Annotated in this window: 17 protein-coding genes, 8 tRNA genes and 1 rRNA gene; 1 reads left to right on the forward strand and 25 read right to left on the reverse strand. The window is 51.0% G+C overall.

Translation table 11 applies throughout. From position 1 onward, the window contains the following. The 8 genes from hisIE to ACFORK_RS26945 all read right to left on the reverse strand — a co-directional run bounded on the left by hisIE (position 1) and on the right by ACFORK_RS26945 (position 7,013). Positions 1–735 (reverse strand): bifunctional phosphoribosyl-AMP cyclohydrolase/phosphoribosyl-ATP diphosphatase HisIE, encoded by a 735-nt coding sequence (gene hisIE / locus ACFORK_RS26910; RefSeq protein WP_379204953.1) that lies wholly within the window; start codon positions 733–735, stop codon positions 1–3. Continuing rightward, positions 732–1,490, reverse strand: a complete 759-nt coding sequence (gene hisF / locus ACFORK_RS26915) for an imidazole glycerol phosphate synthase subunit HisF (protein WP_379204955.1) — start codon at positions 1,488–1,490, stop codon at positions 732–734. The genes hisIE and hisF overlap by 4 nt, the downstream gene beginning before the upstream one ends. 18 nt (positions 1,491–1,508) lie before the next feature. Beyond that, positions 1,509–2,246, reverse strand: a complete 738-nt coding sequence (hisA, locus tag ACFORK_RS26920) for a 1-(5-phosphoribosyl)-5-[(5-phosphoribosylamino)methylideneamino]imidazole-4-carboxamide isomerase (protein ID WP_379204957.1) — start codon at positions 2,244–2,246, stop codon at positions 1,509–1,511. 251 nt (positions 2,247–2,497) lie between these two features. Further along, on the reverse strand, positions 2,498–3,124 hold the full coding sequence (gene hisH, locus ACFORK_RS26925; RefSeq protein WP_379204960.1) for an imidazole glycerol phosphate synthase subunit HisH: 627 nt from the start codon (positions 3,122–3,124) through the stop codon (positions 2,498–2,500). Position 3,125: 1 nt separating this feature from the next. Continuing rightward, a complete protein-coding gene (hisB, locus tag ACFORK_RS26930; protein ID WP_379204962.1) occupies positions 3,126–3,734 on the reverse strand; it encodes an imidazoleglycerol-phosphate dehydratase HisB in 609 nt (202 codons plus the stop codon). Continuing rightward, positions 3,721–5,031: a histidinol dehydrogenase gene (hisD, locus tag ACFORK_RS26935; protein WP_379204964.1), complete on the reverse strand. Its 1,311-nt coding sequence runs from the start codon at positions 5,029–5,031 to the stop codon at positions 3,721–3,723. Before hisD ends, hisB begins: the two co-directional genes overlap by 14 nt. Positions 5,032–5,055: 24 nt before the next feature. Continuing rightward, positions 5,056–5,715 (reverse strand): ATP phosphoribosyltransferase, encoded by a 660-nt coding sequence (hisG, locus tag ACFORK_RS26940; protein WP_379204967.1) that lies wholly within the window; start codon positions 5,713–5,715, stop codon positions 5,056–5,058. A 92-nt stretch (positions 5,716–5,807) separates the two neighbouring features. Then, the gene (locus ACFORK_RS26945) at positions 5,808–7,013 is read right to left on the reverse strand and encodes an ATP phosphoribosyltransferase regulatory subunit (RefSeq protein WP_379204969.1); all 1,206 of its coding nucleotides are present in this window, start codon (positions 7,011–7,013) and stop codon (positions 5,808–5,810) included. A 431-nt stretch (positions 7,014–7,444) separates the two neighbouring features. On the opposite strand from ACFORK_RS26945, the gene gntK reads away from it, so the two are divergent. Continuing rightward, a complete protein-coding gene (gene gntK / locus ACFORK_RS26950) occupies positions 7,445–8,989 on the forward strand; it encodes a gluconokinase (RefSeq protein ID WP_379204971.1) in 1,545 nt (514 codons plus the stop codon). A gap of 120 nt (positions 8,990–9,109) precedes the next feature. Here the strand turns inward: gntK and ACFORK_RS26955 are convergent, their stop codons facing one another. The 17 genes from ACFORK_RS26955 to ACFORK_RS27035 all read right to left on the reverse strand — a co-directional run. Next, complete coding sequence (locus ACFORK_RS26955) at positions 9,110–10,261, reverse strand: acyltransferase (RefSeq protein WP_379204973.1); 1,152 nt, start codon at positions 10,259–10,261, stop codon at positions 9,110–9,112. Positions 10,262–10,373: 112 nt separating this feature from the next. Next, positions 10,374–10,883, reverse strand: a complete 510-nt coding sequence (locus tag ACFORK_RS26960; protein ID WP_379204975.1) for an acyltransferase — start codon at positions 10,881–10,883, stop codon at positions 10,374–10,376. A gap of 2 nt (positions 10,884–10,885) precedes the next feature. Then, on the reverse strand, positions 10,886–11,536 hold the full coding sequence (gene ppaX / locus ACFORK_RS26965; protein ID WP_379204977.1) for a pyrophosphatase PpaX: 651 nt from the start codon (positions 11,534–11,536) through the stop codon (positions 10,886–10,888). 3 nt (positions 11,537–11,539) lie between these two features. Further along, the gene (gene lgt / locus ACFORK_RS26970) at positions 11,540–12,571 is read right to left on the reverse strand and encodes a prolipoprotein diacylglyceryl transferase (RefSeq protein ID WP_379204979.1); all 1,032 of its coding nucleotides are present in this window, start codon (positions 12,569–12,571) and stop codon (positions 11,540–11,542) included. A 12-nt stretch (positions 12,572–12,583) separates the two neighbouring features. Continuing rightward, a complete protein-coding gene (gene hprK / locus ACFORK_RS26975) occupies positions 12,584–13,522 on the reverse strand; it encodes an HPr(Ser) kinase/phosphatase (protein ID WP_379204981.1) in 939 nt (312 codons plus the stop codon). A gap of 237 nt (positions 13,523–13,759) precedes the next feature. Continuing rightward, positions 13,760–14,881, reverse strand: a complete 1,122-nt coding sequence (locus tag ACFORK_RS26980) for an ABC transporter ATP-binding protein (RefSeq protein WP_379204993.1) — start codon at positions 14,879–14,881, stop codon at positions 13,760–13,762. 109 nt (positions 14,882–14,990) lie between these two features. Then, positions 14,991–16,085, reverse strand: a complete 1,095-nt coding sequence (locus tag ACFORK_RS26985) for a PucR family transcriptional regulator (protein ID WP_379204983.1) — start codon at positions 16,083–16,085, stop codon at positions 14,991–14,993. 125 nt (positions 16,086–16,210) lie between these two features. Then, the gene (locus ACFORK_RS26990) at positions 16,211–17,137 is read right to left on the reverse strand and encodes an NAD(P)/FAD-dependent oxidoreductase (RefSeq protein WP_379204985.1); all 927 of its coding nucleotides are present in this window, start codon (positions 17,135–17,137) and stop codon (positions 16,211–16,213) included. A gap of 151 nt (positions 17,138–17,288) precedes the next feature. Then, positions 17,289–17,361, reverse strand: a tRNA-Lys gene (locus tag ACFORK_RS26995). Between the two features lie 5 nt (positions 17,362–17,366). Further along, positions 17,367–17,452, reverse strand: a tRNA-Tyr gene (locus ACFORK_RS27000). 8 nt (positions 17,453–17,460) lie between these two features. After that, positions 17,461–17,533 (reverse strand) — tRNA-Phe (locus ACFORK_RS27005). 81 nt (positions 17,534–17,614) lie between these two features. Continuing rightward, a tRNA-Asp gene (locus ACFORK_RS27010) sits at positions 17,615–17,692 on the reverse strand. 16 nt (positions 17,693–17,708) lie between these two features. Then, positions 17,709–17,784 (reverse strand) — tRNA-Thr (locus tag ACFORK_RS27015). A 28-nt stretch (positions 17,785–17,812) separates the two neighbouring features. Beyond that, positions 17,813–17,888: transfer RNA gene (locus ACFORK_RS27020), tRNA-Val, on the reverse strand. 8 nt (positions 17,889–17,896) lie between these two features. Then, positions 17,897–17,973: transfer RNA gene (locus ACFORK_RS27025), tRNA-Met, on the reverse strand. Positions 17,974–18,002: 29 nt separating this feature from the next. Next, positions 18,003–18,094 (reverse strand) — tRNA-Ser (locus ACFORK_RS27030). Between the two features lie 81 nt (positions 18,095–18,175). Beyond that, positions 18,176–18,272, reverse strand: a 23S ribosomal RNA gene (locus ACFORK_RS27035); the annotation flags it as partial.

Consider the following 18,272-nt stretch of genomic DNA (forward strand, 5'->3'; position numbering starts at 1 on the left):
TTAGTCGCGGCGTGGGCGTTCGTGGCGGGCACTCAGCTCAGCCATGATCTCGTCCAGCGGCAGCTTGCGTTCCTGCAGCAGCACGAGCAGGTGGTAGATCAGATCACTGATCTCCAGGCGCAGCTCGGCATTATCTTTATTCTTGGCGGCGATGATTGTCTCGGAAGCTTCTTCGCCCACTTTTTTCAGAATCTTGTCGACGCCTTTATCGAACAGATAGGTTGTGTACGCACCTTCCGGCCGTTCCACTTCCCGCTCGGCAATGACGCGTTCCAGTTCGCCAAGCACCGCGAAGCGCTGACCGTCTGTAAGATTGGCTAAAGTATTGGCCGCTTTCGCATCTTTCTCTGTCTCTGACTCCACCGCAGCCGGTCGATCCAACGGAATCTCGCGGTAGAAGCAAGAGGTTGCTCCTGTGTGGCAAGCCGGGCCTTCAGGAACCACTTTAAGGAGCAGCGTATCGCTGTCACAATCATAATGAATGGAAGTGATCCCTTGGGTGTTCCCGGAAGTACCACCCTTATGCCATAATTCGCTGCGTGAACGACTCCAGAACCAAGTCTGTCCACTCTCCAGCGACAGTCGCAACGATTCCTCGTTCATATAGGCGAACATTAGAACCTCCAGCGTATTTGCATCCTGAACGACTGCAGGCAACAGACCCGCCTCGTTCCAGCGGATGTCCTTCAAGACCTCTTGTTGTGTCAGCTCTTTCTTTCCTTGCTCCTGGCTCATCGGATCTCCACCCCTTTATGCTTCAAATCAGCTTTTAACTCCTGAATCGCAATTTCTTTATAGTGAAAAATAGTAGCGGCCAACCCAGCGTCCGCCTTTCCTTCCGTAAATACGTCGTAAAAATGCTCCTTCTTCCCGGCCCCGCCTGAGGCAATCACGGGAATGCTGAGCAGATCACAGACGGCGCTCGTCAGCTTCAGGTCGAAGCCATCCTTCGTGCCGTCAGCATCCATACTGGTAAGCAGGATTTCACCTGCGCCCAGTTTTTCCGCTTCCTTGGCCCAGGATAGTGCACGGATTCCGGTCGGCTTGCGTCCGCCATGGGTATACACTTCCCATTCACCCCAAGTATCATTGTATTTGGCATCTATAGCTACAACAATACATTGAGACCCAAAACGCCGGGCACCTTCCAAAATCAGCTGCGGGTTGGTGATAGCCGCGGTGTTGATCCCAATCTTATCCGCACCTGCGCGGAGCAGCCGCTTCATATCCTCCGGGGCAGAAATTCCGCCGCCGACGGTAAAAGGAATTCTGATCTCACCCGCCGTCTGCCGTACCACCTCAATCATGGTCGCCCGACCTTCCACTGACGCAGAGATATCCAGGAATACTAGTTCATCCGCTCCTTCGCGGTCGTATAACGCTGCCAGCTCGACTGGATCACCGGCGTCGCGCAAATTGACAAAGTTGACGCCTTTGACTACCCGCCCGTCCTTGACATCGAGGCAGGGAATGATACGTTTAGCCAACATAGATGATATCCCCCGATCTTATTTCTGTCCTAGCGCCTTCAGCGCTCCGGCAAGGTCGATATTGCCAGTGTAAAGCGCTTTACCGACAATTGCACCGCCAATACCGCTGCTGCTATGCACGTTCAGGCGCAGCAGGTCATCAAGGCTGGTCACGCCGCCGGACGCGATCACCGTTTTGCCGCTGGCAGCAGCCATCGACAGAATGCCCTCCACGTTCGGACCCTGCATCATGCCATCCCGGGAAATGTCAGTGTAGATGAAGGTCTCGGCGCCTTTGGCTGCCAATTCCTTCGCCAGATCCTCCGCGCGCACTTCCGAGGTTTCCAGCCAGCCATGCGTGGCTACGAAGCCGTTCCGTGCATCAATGCCGATAGCGACCTTGTCACCGTATTTGCCCAGCACCGCTTCGGTGAACTCACGGTCATTGATCGCCGCTGTCCCGATAATCAGACGACTGACTCCGAGACCCAGCAGCTTTTCCACGTCGGCAAGGGTACGAAGACCTCCTCCAACCTGTACAGGAACGTTCACGCTGGAAGCAATAGCGCCGATAATGGCATCGTTAACCGGATGCCCCGCCTTCGCTCCGTCAAGGTCAACCAGGTGGATAAACTCCCCACCTTGGGCTTCCCACGACTGTGCCACTTTCAGCGGACTGTCGCTGAAGATCGTTTCCTGATTGTAATCGCCCTGCTGCAATCTGACGCATTTTCCATCCCGGATATCAATTGCCGGATACACTATAAAAGAAGACATTGACGCTCCCCGCTCTCGTTACAATATGGTTATAGCCCAGTAACGGGCTTATGGTTGTTATGTTTGGTTGTTATGTTTGGTTGTTATGTTTGGTTGTTGTACTTGGTTATTATGCTTGGTTGTTAGGGTCGATACGGTGTTATTGTTACTCTCGCAACTAGCATTCTAATTCTCATGGTTACGGTCCAACACCTTAATCTTAGCCTTCACATGATCCTTAGGCGCTCATAACCGTAGCACTTTTAAATCCCTTAAGCCTGTTTCCGCGTAAGTTTCAAAAAATTCCCCAGCAATTGCACGCCAAGGTCCCCGCTCTTCTCCGGGTGGAATTGCATGCCGAAGACATTATCCTGTCCGACGATTGCCGTTACCGGATGACCATAATCAGTTACGGCCAGCAGATTGCTATCCCTGCCCACTTCTACATGATAGGAATGAACGAAGTACACATGTCCTTCCTCTAGCCCTTTCAGCAGTGGACTCTCCGGCTGGCGGAAACTCAAGCGGTTCCAGCCCATATGCGGCACCTTGTAGCCATCACGGGGCGCGAAGCGCACCACAGATCCGGGTAAAATATCTAGACCGGCATGGGAGCCATGCTCCTCACTGCTGCTGAACAGCAGCTGCATGCCGAGGCAGATGCCGAGGAGCGGCTGTCCAGCGGCAGCAACCTCTTTTACCACGATATCCAGGCCACTCTCCCGCAAATGCTCCATGGCATCGCCGAAGGCGCCGACACCTGGCAGAATAACGCTGTCTGCAGCCAGTATCTGCTCACGATCACCCGTCACCAGGGACTCGAAGCCGAGACGCTCGACGGCCTTGCTAACGCTGTGCAGATTACCCATGCCATAATCGACGATTGCAACAACAGCCATGTTACAGCACTCCCTTAGTGGAAGGCACACCCTTCACACGAGGATCAATCAAAGTAGCTTCATCCAGTGCACGTCCCAGCGCCTTGAACACAGCTTCGATCATGTGGTGCGTATTGGAGCCGTAGTGCACGATGACATGCAGTGTAATCCGTGCTTCGAGAGCAAATTTCCAAAGGAATTCTTGCACCAGTTCCGTGGAAAAGCTGCCTACCTGCTGAGAAGGGTATTCTGCCCGGTATTCGAAGTGAGGGCGGTTGCTGATATCAATAACGACCTGGGCCAACGCCTCGTCCATCGGAACGAACACACTCGCATAACGCTTGATTCCTTTTTTATCACCCAGCGCTTCACGCAGCGCCTGTCCCAGACAGATACCGATATCCTCCACCGTGTGGTGATCGTCAATATCAATATCGCCATTCGCTTCAACCTTGAGGTCGAACTGGCCGTGCTTGGTGAAGAGATCCAGCATATGGTTCAGAAAAGGCACCCCGGTCTCCAGCTCCGAAGTCCCGTTCCCGTCTACAGCAAAGGACAGCTTGATGTCCGTCTCGTTCGTTGTGCGGCTTAACCCCGCTTCGCGTGCTACCTGTCCGTTATTGCTCTCCATTACCGTTTCCACCTTTCAGTTCGTTCTCAAGTCTGATTTCAATGGCCCGCGCATGGCCTTCCAGCCCTTCACGGCGCGCCAGTTCTATAATCGTCTGCCCGTCACGCAGCAAAGCTTCCTTGCTGTAGTAGATCAGGCTTGATTTCTTGATAAAATCGTCCACATCCACAGGGGAGGAAAAACGTGCCGTACCATTGGTCGGTATGATATGGTTCGGTCCCGCAAAATAATCCCCCACCGGCTCTGAGCTATACGCACCCAGGAAAATTGCCCCAGCATTCTCGATCGCCCCGGTCAGGCTCATCGGATCGGCTGTTACAATCTCCAGGTGTTCCGGCGCTAGCCGGTTAACTACCGAGATGCCCTCTTCCATCGACTCTACGACGATGATCGCACCGTAGTTCTCTACCGAGGCCCGGGCGATGGCCTGCCGTGGCAATGCCTGCAATTGCCGCTCGACTTCAGCGGCTACAGCGTCCGCCAGGCTGCGCGACGGCGTCACCAGAATGGCCGAGGCCATTTCGTCATGCTCGGCCTGTGAGAGCAGGTCAGCAGCGACATAAGCCGGCTCGGCGGTCTCATCCGCCAGCACGACAATCTCGCTTGGACCGGCGATGCTGTCGATATCGACAGCCCCGTACACCTCGCGCTTTGCCAGCGCGACGTAGATGTTGCCGGGGCCGCAGATCTTATCGACAGGCGCAATGCTCTCCGTGCCGTAGGCCAGTGCGGCTATCGCCTGTGCGCCACCGACACGGTAGATCTCGTGTACGCCCGCTTCCGCGGCGGCCACGAGAATATAAGGGTCAATGCCTTCCTTGCCGCCGGTGGATGGTGGAGTCACCATCACAATCTCCGGCACCCCCGCGATTTGAGCGGGGATTACGTTCATCAGCACGGAAGACGGATATGCCGCCTTCCCGCCAGGAACGTATACGCCCACTCGCTTCAGCGGGCGAATGATCTGGCCGAGGATGGTGCCATCCGGCTGCAGATCCATCCAGGAATTGCGTTTCTGCCGGGCATGAAACGCCCGAATGTTGGCTGCCGCCGCGCGGATGGCGGAGACAAACGACGCCTCAACCTTGCCGTAGGCTGCCTCCAGCTCCTCCGGCTTCACCCGCAGTGTATCCGGCGTCAAGAGGGCGCCGTCATGACGCTCCGTGTACCGGAAAAGCGCAGCGTCTCCTTCTTTTTTAATATCGGCCACAATATCCTTCACGGCCTTATTCTGCTCCGGCGTTCCATATTCAACTTCCCGCTGAAGATTGAATTCCTTACTTGATTGGATCTTCACTGCTGGTTCCTCCTTTAGACATCCTTAACGCGGCTTGTTCACGCTAGCTTCGAGCCCTGGGCCTGCAATCACGCCTTGAAGGCGGTCGCACAGCTGCTGAATTTCCGCATTCTTCATTCGGTAGCTCACCCGGTTCGCCACAAGACGGCTTGTAATTTCAAAGATACTTGTCATTTCCACGAGTCCATTATCCCGCAGGGTCTGTCCGGTCTCTACCATATCTACGATCCGGTCCGCAAGTCCGATCAGCGGGGCCAGCTCGATAGAGCCGTTCAGCTTCACGACCTCCACCTGCTGTCCCTGCTCGCGGAAGTAACGGGACGCTACATTAGGATACTTGGTGGCTACCCGCTGCTGAATGCCCGGCTGCCAGTTCGGCAGTCCGATAATCGACATCCGGCACCGTGCAATACCGAGGTCAAGCAGTTCGTACACATCCCGTTCCTCTTCCAGCAGTACATCCTTCCCTACGATTCCGATGTCTGCCACGCCATATTCGACATATGTAGGGACATCTACCGGCTTCGCCAGTATGAATTCCATGCCAGCTTCAGGAATTGGGACGACCAGCTTGCGGGATTCTTCGCCATCCGGCGGAATCGGAAGCCCGGCCTGGCGGAATAATTCCGCCGCTTTATTGTAAATGCGGCCTTTAGGCATAGCCACCTTCAAAATCTGCGCCATTGTTCAATTGCCTCCATTTCCGGTGCGGTCATTTTATTGTTCTTCTGCCACGACAGTTATTCAGTTCTGGTTGATTATATGTTAATTCAAGGTCATGAACGGACCGCGAATGTTCGAATTTCTTCATATCTTGCTTCTTGCTGCTTGCCGTTATCAGCCCCTGATTTCTCAAGGCTATCAGAATCTCCTTGCTCGGAGACCAAACGGGTTACTACAACACGCCCCTCGGACCGCAAACGTGCAGCCTCCTGCAGCCCTTCCTGGCGCCGGGATACATCGTATTGAACCAGAATCGGCAGTTCTTCCGTCTCAGTCTCTGCAGGTACACCGTCCAAGATACGGTTCGTCTTGAGCGAGAAGCCTGTGGAAGGAACGGGACGACCAAACTGCTGCAGCAGATTGTCATAACGTCCACCGCTGCATACCGGGAAACCTAGCTCAGCCGCATAACCTTCGAAAGTCATTCCGGTGTAGTATGTGAAGTCTCCGATCATCGTCAGATCGATCAACACATGCTGAGACACCCCGTAAGACTCCAGCACTTCCCAAACCTTGCATAAGTGCTCGATTGAAGTCCGGGCCAGCGGATGACCGCTAAGCTCCAGCGCCTGACCGCATATTTCCTTACCTCCGCGCAACCGCAGCAGGCCGTTAAGCTCATTCTTCTGTGCTTCCGGCAGTTCAAGACGGTGGAGGGTCTCACGGAAGGAGACATAATCCCGGCCCAGCAGATGGCTCTTCAATTCCTCCTGAGCCTCCGGCAGACCGGGCACGGCTTCTTGAAATAGCCCATTCAGGAAACCCACATGTCCCATCGCGATTTTGAAAGACTTCACGCCTGCGGCCTGTAACGATGCAATCGCCAACGCAACCACCTCTGCATCCGCCTCGGGGGAATCGTCGCCTACCAGTTCAACGCCAGTCTGGAAAAATTCCGCTTCCCGCCCGGCCTCTTCCTCAATCGCCCGGAAGACATTCGCGTGATAAGAAAGACGTAGCGGCAGTGGCTCATCCTTCAGCAGCGAGGAGACCACCCGGGCTACGGGTGCAGTCATCTCTGAACGCAGCACAAGTGCCTGACCACGGTTATTCAGCAATTTATATAACTTCTGATCGGATGTAGAGCTGGCAACACCAACGGTATCGTAGTATTCCAGCGTAGGTGTAATCATCTGCCGGTATCCCCAACGGCTCATGCAATGCAGCACGTCTCTTTCAATCTTGCGCAGCTTCGATACCGCATGCGGGAGATAGTCACGCACGCCGGCTGGCTTCTCGAATCCTTTTGGTTTGGACATCTTCTAGGTTCACCTCATCAGGTATCATTGGATTTATAGATTCCACTTACTTCACTATGGTAAAGTGGTAGATAATTAAAGTATTTGCAATATCGTATCACGTACTGCTCTAAATCGTCAATTGTGCCTTGTAAAACTAGGGCTGTTCAAGCCTGATTTCTTAATTGTTAGCGTATCTACAGGCTTTCTTGACCTTCTACTCTGCTAAGACATAATGCAAATATCTGACTTAAAGGGGTTGGAACCACCCTCACGAGGTATGCTAAAATTATTCGAGAGTCCAGCTCGGCTGGTCTCTTGTACTTAGAATACGGGCATACGTCAGACATTTATTTAATTGTGTATGTAATATATTTTCTTCAGACTGCATGAAATCCCTTTAAAATGTTGTTTTCTTATGCAGCACTTCCAATGGAAAGAAGGACTGAAGCATGAGCAATTCCTATATGATTGGCGTGGATATCGGGACAACTAGTACCAAAGCGGTCCTCTTCCGGGAAAACGGTGACATTGTAGCCCAGGCTAATATCGGCTATCCGCTCCACCAGCCGTCCCCATCGGTGGCAGAGCAGGACCCGGATGAAATCCTGGAAGCAGTTATCCGCACCATTTCGGATGTAATGAATAAGAGCGGATCCTCGGCGAACGATGTATTGTTCGTCTCCTTCAGTTCCGCCATGCATAGTGTCATTGCCGTTGACCGCAGCGGCAATCCCTTAACGGCCTGTATCACCTGGGCCGACAACCGCAGCACAGGCTGTGCGCTGCGTCTCAAGAATGAACTGCAGGGCCAGGACCTGTATCTCCGAACAGGTACACCTATACATCCCATGTCGCCAATTACCAAGCTGATGTGGCTGCGGGAGGATCAGCCGGATGTGTTCGGGCAGACGGATAAGTTCATTTCCATTAAAGAATACATATTCGCCAAACTGTTCGGCGAATATGTCATTGATTACTCTATCGCCTCTTCGACAGGCATGCTTAACTTGGAGCAGCTGGACTGGGATACTGAAGCCCTTGATATCGCCGGGATTACCAAAGACCGGCTCTCGAAGATTGTGCCGACTACACATGTCATTCAGGGCCTGCTCCCCGGGCTGGCGGACAAGCTTCGCTTGCTCCAATCCACCCGGTTCGTTGTTGGTGCCAGTGATGGCGTGCTGTCCAATCTCGGTGTAGGTGCTATCCAGCCAGGCGTTGTTGCCGCAACAATCGGGACCAGCGGGGCTATCCGTACAGTTGTAGATCGTCCAGTTACAGATCCTAAAGGGCGGATTTTCTGTTACGCTCTTACAGCTGACCATTGGGTCATCGGCGGACCGGTGAACAATGGTGGCATGCTGTTCCGCTGGGTACGCGATGAATTCGCCGCCTCTGAAGTAGAGACAGCGAAGCGTCTTGGCATCGATCCCTACGAGGTTCTGACGCGTATCGCCGAGCAGGTCCCTCCCGGCAGCGGCGGCTTGCTATTCCATCCTTATCTGACAGGCGAACGTGCTCCGCTATGGAATCCCGATGCACGCGGCTCCTTTTTTGGATTGTCGATGAACCATCATAAGGAGCATATGATCCGCTCCGTGCTGGAAGGCGTTATCTTCAATATGTATACCGTATTGCTAGCGATGGAGGAGAGTATTGGCCGTCCGCATCAAATTCTCGCGACAGGCGGCTTCGCCCGCTCCCCGCTCTGGCGGCAGATGATGGCCGATATTTTCGACCAAGAGGTTGTTGTGCCGGAGAGCTTCGAGAGCTCCTGTCTAGGCGCGGTTGTCCTCGGGCTGCTCGCCACTGGGCGTGCCGATTCCTTCGACATCGTGTTCGATATGATCGGGTCCACTCATCAGCATCCTCCAATTCCTGATCATGCCAAGGTGTACAAGAAGCTCTTGCCGATCTATATCTCTGTATTCCGAAGCCTGGAAAGCCAGTACGAGGCTATTGCCGGGTTCCAGCGGGAACAAGCCGGGGAGTAGGATCAACTCCCTACATCTACTGTAACCAGAAAGCGCCGTACACCCCAGTGTGGGGATGTACGGCGCTTTTGAAGCTGTCATTGATTATCAAGTAATTACTGTAGACTACAGGTCGGCAGGTCAGCTATGCACACCTGGTTTGGCCTTCTGCGGTGCAGAGCCAAACACAATCCATGCTGGCTTCACATATCGGAAGGCTACAGCGACAATGATCCAAGACACCAGCAACGCGGCTAGCCAGCCTCCGGCAATGGCTGCAGTGTAAGCCAGCGAACCGCCATGGAATGGCAGTTTTCTATAGAAGAAGAGTATCGCCGGGTGGATCAGGTAGATCCCGAACGAGCAAGCGCCGGCGGAGGTCAACAATCTTGCTGTCAAACTGCGGCCTGCACCGTAGAGCAGGAAGGACAGCTGGAGCAGTACAAGACAGGAAAGCAGTGCATGCAGGTTGGAGAATGCCTCATACCACAAGCTGTTGATGACCGTTTTCTTGGTAAAGTTATTGAACCATAGCTCCACATGGACCACACCCGCCGCGATCCAAAGTAACCAGAGAGCAACCCAGGCAGAACCTCTACCGGCACGCCAGCCTTCGCGGGAAGGAACCAGCCATTTTTTTAACGATCCGTAATAGACCGCTACTCCTGCCCCGAGCAAGAAATAAGAGAAGTATGTGATGGCCAGACTCCCCTTCGTCAATTGCCAGTACCCGTGATTGGTCATATATTTGTTTAGAATGACGAAGCCCCACTGAAGCGCCAGCCCGATTAACGGGGCCCAAGCCGCCAGGGAGCGAACCTTTTGCAGACACCACAGGATGAGCGGGAACAGTACATAGAATTGAATAATGATAATGACGTAATAAAGGTGCGTATACGCCGTACCTGTCAGTAGATACTTCCCCAGCTTGGAAGCCAGCTCCATGGGCGGTAGACTCCATGTGTGGCCTGCGGTCATTTTCAGTGCAAAGTACATCAGCGAGAATATCACATACGGCACGACGATATAAATTAACCGTCTACTGTAGAATTTCCCAAGCGTCTTCCCGCTTAGTGGCCGATCTATGTAATTGTAGAACAAGACAAACCCGCTCAGGAATACGAATGAGGGTACCGCGAACTGACTGAATTTATTAATGAATAAGAACGGGTGAAACATTGAGGTTCCCAGCGTCTCCGCCAGCGTACGCGAAGTAGCATGAATCGCCAGCACTGCGAAAATAGCAATGGCCCGGAAAATATCCAGCTGCGGAATCCTTTCTTTTTGCTTCATCATCTTCCCTCCTGTTAAACTATGTATTTCTATTATTCATACAAGACGCGAAAAACCCTGCAGGTGTTGCGCACAAGCACGCAATATTCAACTGCAGGGTCCAAGCCGTTATTCACGATTCTTCCACACGATCTGCGGTTTGGGACGGTCTCAGGTCTCTAAGTGGATTACCTCCCACAAAAGCACCGGCTGGCACATTTCTGTGGACTACAGAGCCCGCAGCTACAACAGCCCCATCCCCAATAGTCACCCCGGGAAGGATCGTGGTATTGGCACCAACCAGCACGTTCTCCCCGATAATGACTTCACCCAGGCGATATTCCTTAATGAGATACTCATGCGCCAGAATAGTTGTGTTATAGCCAATAATTGAGTTTTCACCAACCGTTATTTTTTCCGGAAAAAATACATCCACCATCGCCATCAGTCCAAACGCGGTATGCTTCCCCACCTTCATGCCGAGCACCCGCCGGTATATCCAGTTCTTTAGCGGCAGGATGGGACAGTAACGGGCAATTTGGATGAAAATAAAGTTTTTAACACCCTTCCACGGGCTGACCGTGCGGTAGATGTACCACAGCGAGTTATGTCCTTCTACCGGATAACGGGTCACATTTCTCACGATTAATCCGTCCCTTGATCCACGAGATCACAGATTTCCTTCATATCGTGGATAATATAGTCCGGTCCATATTTGCTAAGCGTCTCCGCGCCCTTGAGTGACCAGGCAACAGCCGCCGCGTAAACCCCTGCAGCCTTGGCTGACTGAATATCCACGATACTATCGCCCACCATCAGGGTCGTGCCGGGATCAGCATTCAGGTTGCGAACAGCTGTCAGGACAGGCTCTGGATGTGGCTTAGGTTCCGTAACATCGTCCACCGTCACAATGGTATCCATGTACTTGAGTAGGTCGAACATTTCTAGGGCCTTGATGGTCGTCGGACGGATCTTGGTGGTTACAATCCCCATCTTAATCCCCCGCTGGGCCAATGCTTCCATCGTCTCATTCACATGTGGAAAAGAACGAATCAGAGCATCATGATGCTCGTAATTATAGGCGCGGTAGGAAGACTCCAATACGCTTACATCCTCTAGCCCCGAGAATACTCTCATCTGGTGTTGAAGCGTAGTCCCCATATGAGGAATCATCTCATCCCTGCTCAGTGCGGGCAGGTTATTGTGCTGTAGTGCATGCATGAACGAATTGAGAATCAGCTCATTCGTATCAACAATCGTTCCATCCAGATCAAAAAGAACGCATTCAATTTTCAAAGTTTACTGCTCCTTCTTATCCTCTTCAGCAGGCGGCTTGAGACCGGCCTGTGACCCTTGAGAAGTCTTCTGTGGTGTATGCTCTGCACTATCAGGTACAACGGTATCAGCGTTCCCGATCTTAGTCGAGACAATAGGATCGGAATAATGAGCCTTGGGCTGTCCTGTAGTCCGGCGGATAATAATGAGCACTACAGCGGCAACAATAATTAACAAGGACAACAGCTGAGAAATGCGGATATTTCCGTAGTTCGGGTCCAGGTACCCAGGTTCAAAGCCTAACCATTTCATCGGGCTCCACAGTCCACTGATGAACGAGGCCAGACCACTGCTGCCATTGTAACCGAGGCTGTCCGTACGCAAGGCCTCAATAAAGAAACGTCCAATAGAGTACCAGATGAAGTAAGACAGGAATATTTCACCCGCTCGGACGAACTTCTGGCGCCGCAGCACCATTAGGAGTGCGATCCCCAGCAGACTCCAGAGTGACTCATAGAGGAAGGTAGGATGATGAAAGGCATCTCCTATGTACATTTGATTGACAATGAAGTCAGGCAGATGCAGCTTGTTGCGCAGGAAAGATTCCTCAACAACGCCGCCATAAGCTTCCTGATTCACAAAGTTCCCCCAACGCCCGATCATCTGACCAGTGAGCAGCCCAGGTGCGCAAATATCAATAATGCGCCAGAATGGATAACCTTTATACCGGAAATAAATGATTCCGCATATTATGGCTCCAATCAGCGCGCCATAGATGGCAATGCCCCCGTTCCAGATTTTAAAGACATCGACAAAGTTATCCTTATAGTCACTCCACTTGAACGCTACATAGTAAATGCGGGCACCGATAATTGCGGAGGGTACACCCAGCAAAAGCATGTCCATAAAAAACTCCTGAGGAATGCCAAAACGGTTACCTTCGCGAATGACCAGAAATAACCCCGCCAATGCCCCCAGTCCCAGAATCAAGCCATACCAGTGAACCGGCAGAGAACCAATTCTAAAGACTATAGGGTCTAAAGCTAAAGGGAACATTCTCTCACACTCCTAGTCCAGATCATCCATATCCTCGGAAATGGTGGCTGTTAATTTGTTGGTAAATTGCAGAGCCGCATTAAAGCCCATTTGCTTCAAACGGTAGTTCATCGCCGCAACCTCGATAATAACCGCAAGGTTACGTCCCGGACGAACTGGAATGGTTACCAGCGGAATATCGGTATCAATGATACGAGTCGTTTCCTCATCGAGTCCCAGGCGGTCGTATTGCTTATCCTGCTGCCAAGCTTCAAGTCTTACTACTAGCGTAATACGCTTATGATTGCGAATTGCTCCTGCCCCAAACAGCGTCATCACGTTGATGATCCCTACACCGCGAATCTCCAGCAAGTGACGGATCAGTTCCGGTGCTGTACCATGAAGCTGGTTATCCGAAGTTTGGCGGATCTCAACCGCATCATCGGCAATCAGACGGTGACCGCGTTTTACAAGCTCAAGTGCTGTCTCACTCTTACCGATACCACTGCTACCTGTAATAAGCATCCCTACTCCATACACATCACACAGTACGCCATGAATGGTAGCTGTGGGAGCCAAGCGACCTTCCAGGAAACTCGTCAGACGGCTGGAAAAAATCGTAGTCGCCATCGAGCTGCGCAACACAGGCAATCCCTTTTCATTACTTATATCAATAAGTTCCTGTGGCACTTCCAAAGCACGGGTGATTACAATACAAGGCGTATTGTCATTACAAATGCCCCGAACACGGCTCTTCCGCTCTTCCTCCGGTAGCATGGAGAAGAAAGCCAGCTCGGTCTTGCCCAGCAGCTGAACTCGTTCTTCAGGGTAATATTCAAAATAACCGGCCATTTCCAGACCAGGGCGGTTGAGGTCATCGACCGTGATCGGCCGCTTCAGGCCCTCATGTCCCGATACCACTTCTAATTGAAAATTTTGTACCAATTCCGATACTTTAACCTTCTTAGCCATGTGAATTCTTCCTTTCCTCGCCTGCGGTTTTTTATCCGCTATCCCGCGTTCGGTTAGGATGATATTCCCATTCCATCCGCAGGTAATTCTCCTGCTAATCTTAATGGATAATGCCTATGAATGCAATCTTATAGCCCTCTAACTAAGGGTATATCCCCTTTTGACGAAGATAATATTCCCTCCACAAGACAACAAAAAAGCCACCCCAAAGGGGTGGCTCGTAAAACTGGATAAGTCTTATCCCAGCAAGATGTTCTTTTCGGATTCTTTGTCGAAGAAATGAACTTTGTTCATGTCGATCGCGAGTTTTGGCTTGCTGCCTTCACGAGTTGTAGAACGTCCGTCTACACGTGCAATCACAGTACCGTTACCCACACCGCTCAAGTACAAGAGCATTTCGTGACCAAGGTTCTCGGTAACATCAACCAACGAAGAGAAGATTGTGTTCGGAGAAGCTTCCAGGAATACTGGCTCTTCGTGGATATCTTCCGGACGAACGCCCATAACCACTTCTTTACCAATGTAACCTTTGTTACGAACGATTTGAGCTTTGCCGCCTGGAACTTCAACATCCAGGTTATCAGCGCGGAAACGAACAGATCCGTTTACTTCGCTCAAAGTACCAGTGATAAAGTTCATAGTAGGGGAACCGATAAAGCCCGCTACGAACAGGTTTTGAGGTTGGTTGTACAGCTCTTCAGGAGAAGCAGCTTGTTGAATGATACCATCGTACATAACTACGATACGGTCACCCATTGTCATAGCTTCTGTTTGGTCATGCGTTACGTAGATACAAGTGGTTTCAAGGCGTTTAACCAGCTTAGTGATTTCCGCGCGCATTTGACCACGAAGTTTAGCATCCAAGTTGGAAAGAGGCTCATCCATCAAGAAGACTTGCGGATCACGGACAATCGCACGTCCCAAAGCGACACGTTGGCGTTGACCACCGGAGAGTGCTTTTGGTTTACGCTCAAGCAAGTGCTCGATGTCGAGAATCTTCGCAGCTTCACGTACCTTCTTGTCGATTTCTTCTTTCTTCACTTTACGCAGTTTCAAACCAAACGCCATGTTTTGGTACACGCTCATGTGCGGGTACAACGCGTAAGATTGGAATACCATCGCGATATCGCGGTCTTTAGGAGCAACGTCATTCACGACACGGTCGCCAATGTACATTTTACCTTCAGAGATTTCTTCCAGACCTGCGATCATACGAAGTGTAGTAGATTTACCACAACCGGAAGGTCCTACCAGTACCAAAAATTCCTTATCTTTAATATCAAGATTGATATCTTCTACTGTAGCTTTATCAGAACCCGGGTATTTTTTGAAAATATGCTCTAAACGTACGCCTGCCATTGTATTTCCCCCTCGAGTCATTTATTGGATTAAAACATCAATTCGTTTCTTGTACACTTATCTTACCCCAGTTATGCCGGGATGGCTATTTGTAACGTTCACAAAAAACCTATTTTCTTTTCGTCACTTTATACAATAGCATGGTGAGCTTTACAATTGCGGCGTCTCCAAAGCTTCGGACATCGGCCCCTGTCTCCTGTTTGATCTTGTCCAGGCGGTACAGCAGCGTGTTGCGATGGATATATAGCTTCTTGGCGGTTTCGCTCACATTACAGTCCATTTCAAAAAAAGTCTCCAGTGTCAGCAGCATCTCCTTGTCAGACAAGACAGAGGTATAGTCGCCAATCTGCCCAAGCAGCTTGCGTCGTCTGGAATCAGGAATACTATTCACTAAACGCTCCAAGCGAAGCTCCCATGGCAGATGAATATATTCACCAACCTGAAAAATTCGCCCTAAAATGATGGTTTCTCGTAGTAACGCCACTGAACCGGTAAGACCTTTGACCGGAACGACCGCTGGTGCTACCGCTAGATGGAAGATCCCCACCCATTCACTGGCAATCAGCTCATGCAGCCCCATTGAAGTCTGGGCCAGCAGATCATCCTCATTCTCTTCCTCATCTTCCTTATCATCCCCGCCGGTGAGCAGTTCCTTACGCGCTAAAATCAGCCATTCCTTCTCCTGCAGCGGAATAAGTAAAACCTCATTCTCAAAATAACTCCGCAGCAGCTTCATCAGCGATCTGTAAGATATCTGAGGACTGTGTACGTTTTCACTACTTAGGAGAAAAGGAATCATATCGCTGAATAATCGGCTCTTTAAAGCCATATCATCAGGGATCTCCGCGTCATCCTTCTCTTGCTCCAACTGGACATTCAACCAACTGCTAAGCTGGCGGGCTTCCGCCTCGCCTTCTTCGCGGAATCCCGTGGCCTTCAGCGCTACTGCAAAGTTCTGGGCTGCATAATTGACCAACTGAACTTCCCGCGGACTAAGACCTTCCAATTCTACCCACAATGCCATTATACGGCCATCATTATCATATAAGGGCACCCACAAATTTCCCTCAGAGATAACAGGCTGATCCTTACCTTCCGTTCCTATGCCAAAAAGGGAAGCCGATTGCTGCCTCCCTAACTGCTTAAGTCCGGTTCTTTTTCCGGTGAGCTGTTCCAACTTTTGACGCAATGCCTCGCTATCCATCGTCACCATACTCCACCACTCTTACTCTTTTCGACTATCTTAACATATTTCTACACAACATGCGGTGTCAGAAAAGGTCGAACGATAATATCTTGTGCAATTCCATGTCATATTTCAGTTCTGCTCTAAGTATGGTTATGGTCTTCACGTTTCAGTTTCTTTAAAGCCTTGTTCATCCAGATTGCAGCCAGGGCACCCTCGCCCATAGCTACTGTCGCTTGCTCTGCATGAACTGCTACATCTCCTGCCACCCATACATGTTCCACATTGGTTGTCATTGAACGCTTATTAGCTTCTATGTGCTTGTTCTTATGCAATTCTACCCCCAGCTGGGCTGCAAGTTCCGAATGTACAGGATTCCCACCAAAAGCAATAAATCCACGCTCTGCAGGAAGAAATGTCCCATTTTCCAGAGCTACTCCTGCAATCATTCCATCCTCATGTCCGTCCACATGCGATATAGCTTCTTCTATATATGTTATGCCCTCTGCGTTCAGACGCTTTAGCAGCTCAGGGGTCAGCACCTTTTTCTCATGATTAATATAGGTTAACTGACTGGTTCGTTCACGTAAAATAAACGCCATATTCGCCCCGGCTTCCCCCGCACCCAGCAGCACAGTCTGCTGGTCCTGAATCTCATATCCGTCACAGTCGGGGCACACATAGACACTACTGCCCAGCAAGGAGATCAATCCTGGAAGTTCTGGAAAACGGTCTGATACCCCAGTTGCCAGTAATATCGTCCTCGTGTGATAGGTTTGGCCTTGGCTACCCTGCAGTTGAAAATGCCCCTCCTGCTTCTCCGCCTTTAGGATCTCATCCGCCAGAAATTCAACGCCGACACGCTCCGCCTGCACCCTACCACTGGCCCTCAGCGCCTCACCGGATATGCCATCTGGCCACCCCAGTATATTATGATAGCTCCGGCACAGATTCGAACGACCCTTCCCAGCATCCACCACCAGTACACGATGAGCCGAGTAGCGTCCCAACTGAATCGCTGCCTGTAAACCAGCAATCCCACCACCGATAATAATTGCATCATATATCAAGGAATATCCCTCGTTTCTACACTGCATGGATATTCTTATAATTCAACAAAGACAGAATTTTTAAACTGAATTACTACGATTCTGTTTCAGAATTTCACTGGAAAAACAAAAAAGCCACCACCATAAAGGTGATGACTTTTTCTAATTGGGATGAGCCATGAAGGACTCGAACCTTCGACACCCTGATTAAAAGTCAGGTGCTCTACCAACTGAGCTAATGGCTCATAAATGGTGGGGGATGATGGATTCGAACCACCGAACACGTACGTGAGCAGATTTACAGTCTGATGCGTTTGGCCACTTCGCTAATCCCCCAAGAAAGGTGGCTCGGGACGGAATCGAACCGCCGACACGAGGATTTTCAGTCCTCTGCTCTACCGACTGAGCTACCGAGCCATATGAAATTTTACATGACAATGCAGTGGAATAGTTATGCACTTCCACTTTCATGTGGAAAACTATACTTCATAAAATAAGTGGCGGAACCGACGGGATTCGAACCCGCGATCTCCTGCGTGACAGGCAGGCATGTTAGGCCAACTACACCACGGTTCCACACCTAGATAAAAGATGGTGCCGGCGAGAGGACTTGAACCCCCAACCTACTGATTACAAGTCAGTTGCTCTACCAATTGAGCTACACCGGCACAGTGTAAGGTATTACGGTTTTATAAATGGTGGAGGCTGAGGGGATCGAACCCCCGACCCTCTGCTTGTAAGGCAGATGCTCTCCCAGCTGAGCTAAGCCTCCAGGTATTATGGTAGCGGCGAAGGGGATCGAACCCCCGACCTTACGGGTATGAACCGTACGCTCTAGCCAGCTGAGCTACACCGCCACAATAATTAGTAATGTTATGGATTGGAATGGCGGAGAGAGTGGGATTCGAACCCACGCACCGCTTACGCAGTCTAACCCCTTAGCAGAGGGTCCCCTTATAGCCACTTGGGTATCTCTCCAAAAAAGACTTCTTTCCATATAATCCATATCAGGCTTAATCGCCTGAAAACTGGATCGAAACGAATTTGCATTCTAAATGTTAGGATAAGCCCTCGACCGATTAGTATTGGTCAGCTCCATGCATTGCTGCACTTCCACCTCCAACCTATCTACCTCGTCGTCTTCAAGGGGTCTTAC

The sequence above is a fragment of the Paenibacillus sp. GCM10012306 genome (assembly GCF_042649265.1).
Classification (GTDB): Bacteria; Bacillota; Bacilli; order Paenibacillales; family Paenibacillaceae; genus Paenibacillus_AQ.

What these genes read in the sequence shown, in the direction of transcription:
- hisIE (WP_379204953.1), bottom strand. Translation starts at nt 735, where the DNA reads ATGAGCCAGGAGCAAGGAAAGAAAGAGCTGACACAACAAGAGGTCTTG.
- hisF (WP_379204955.1), bottom strand. Translation starts at nt 1,490, where the DNA reads ATGTTGGCTAAACGTATCATTCCCTGCCTCGATGTCAAGGACGGGCGG.
- hisA (WP_379204957.1), bottom strand. Translation starts at nt 2,246, where the DNA reads ATGTCTTCTTTTATAGTGTATCCGGCAATTGATATCCGGGATGGAAAA.
- hisH (WP_379204960.1), bottom strand. Translation starts at nt 3,124, where the DNA reads ATGGCTGTTGTTGCAATCGTCGATTATGGCATGGGTAATCTGCACAGC.
- hisB (WP_379204962.1), bottom strand. Translation starts at nt 3,734, where the DNA reads ATGGAGAGCAATAACGGACAGGTAGCACGCGAAGCGGGGTTAAGCCGC.
- hisG (WP_379204967.1), bottom strand. Translation starts at nt 5,715, where the DNA reads ATGGCGCAGATTTTGAAGGTGGCTATGCCTAAAGGCCGCATTTACAAT.
- ACFORK_RS26945 (WP_379204969.1), bottom strand. Translation starts at nt 7,013, where the DNA reads ATGTCCAAACCAAAAGGATTCGAGAAGCCAGCCGGCGTGCGTGACTAT.
- gntK (WP_379204971.1), top strand. Translation starts at nt 7,445, where the DNA reads ATGAGCAATTCCTATATGATTGGCGTGGATATCGGGACAACTAGTACC.
- ACFORK_RS26955 (WP_379204973.1), bottom strand. Translation starts at nt 10,261, where the DNA reads ATGAAGCAAAAAGAAAGGATTCCGCAGCTGGATATTTTCCGGGCCATT.
- lgt (WP_379204979.1), bottom strand. Translation starts at nt 12,571, where the DNA reads ATGTTCCCTTTAGCTTTAGACCCTATAGTCTTTAGAATTGGTTCTCTG.
- hprK (WP_379204981.1), bottom strand. Translation starts at nt 13,522, where the DNA reads ATGGCTAAGAAGGTTAAAGTATCGGAATTGGTACAAAATTTTCAATTA.
- ACFORK_RS26980 (WP_379204993.1), bottom strand. Translation starts at nt 14,881, where the DNA reads ATGGCAGGCGTACGTTTAGAGCATATTTTCAAAAAATACCCGGGTTCT.
- ACFORK_RS26985 (WP_379204983.1), bottom strand. Translation starts at nt 16,085, where the DNA reads ATGGATAGCGAGGCATTGCGTCAAAAGTTGGAACAGCTCACCGGAAAA.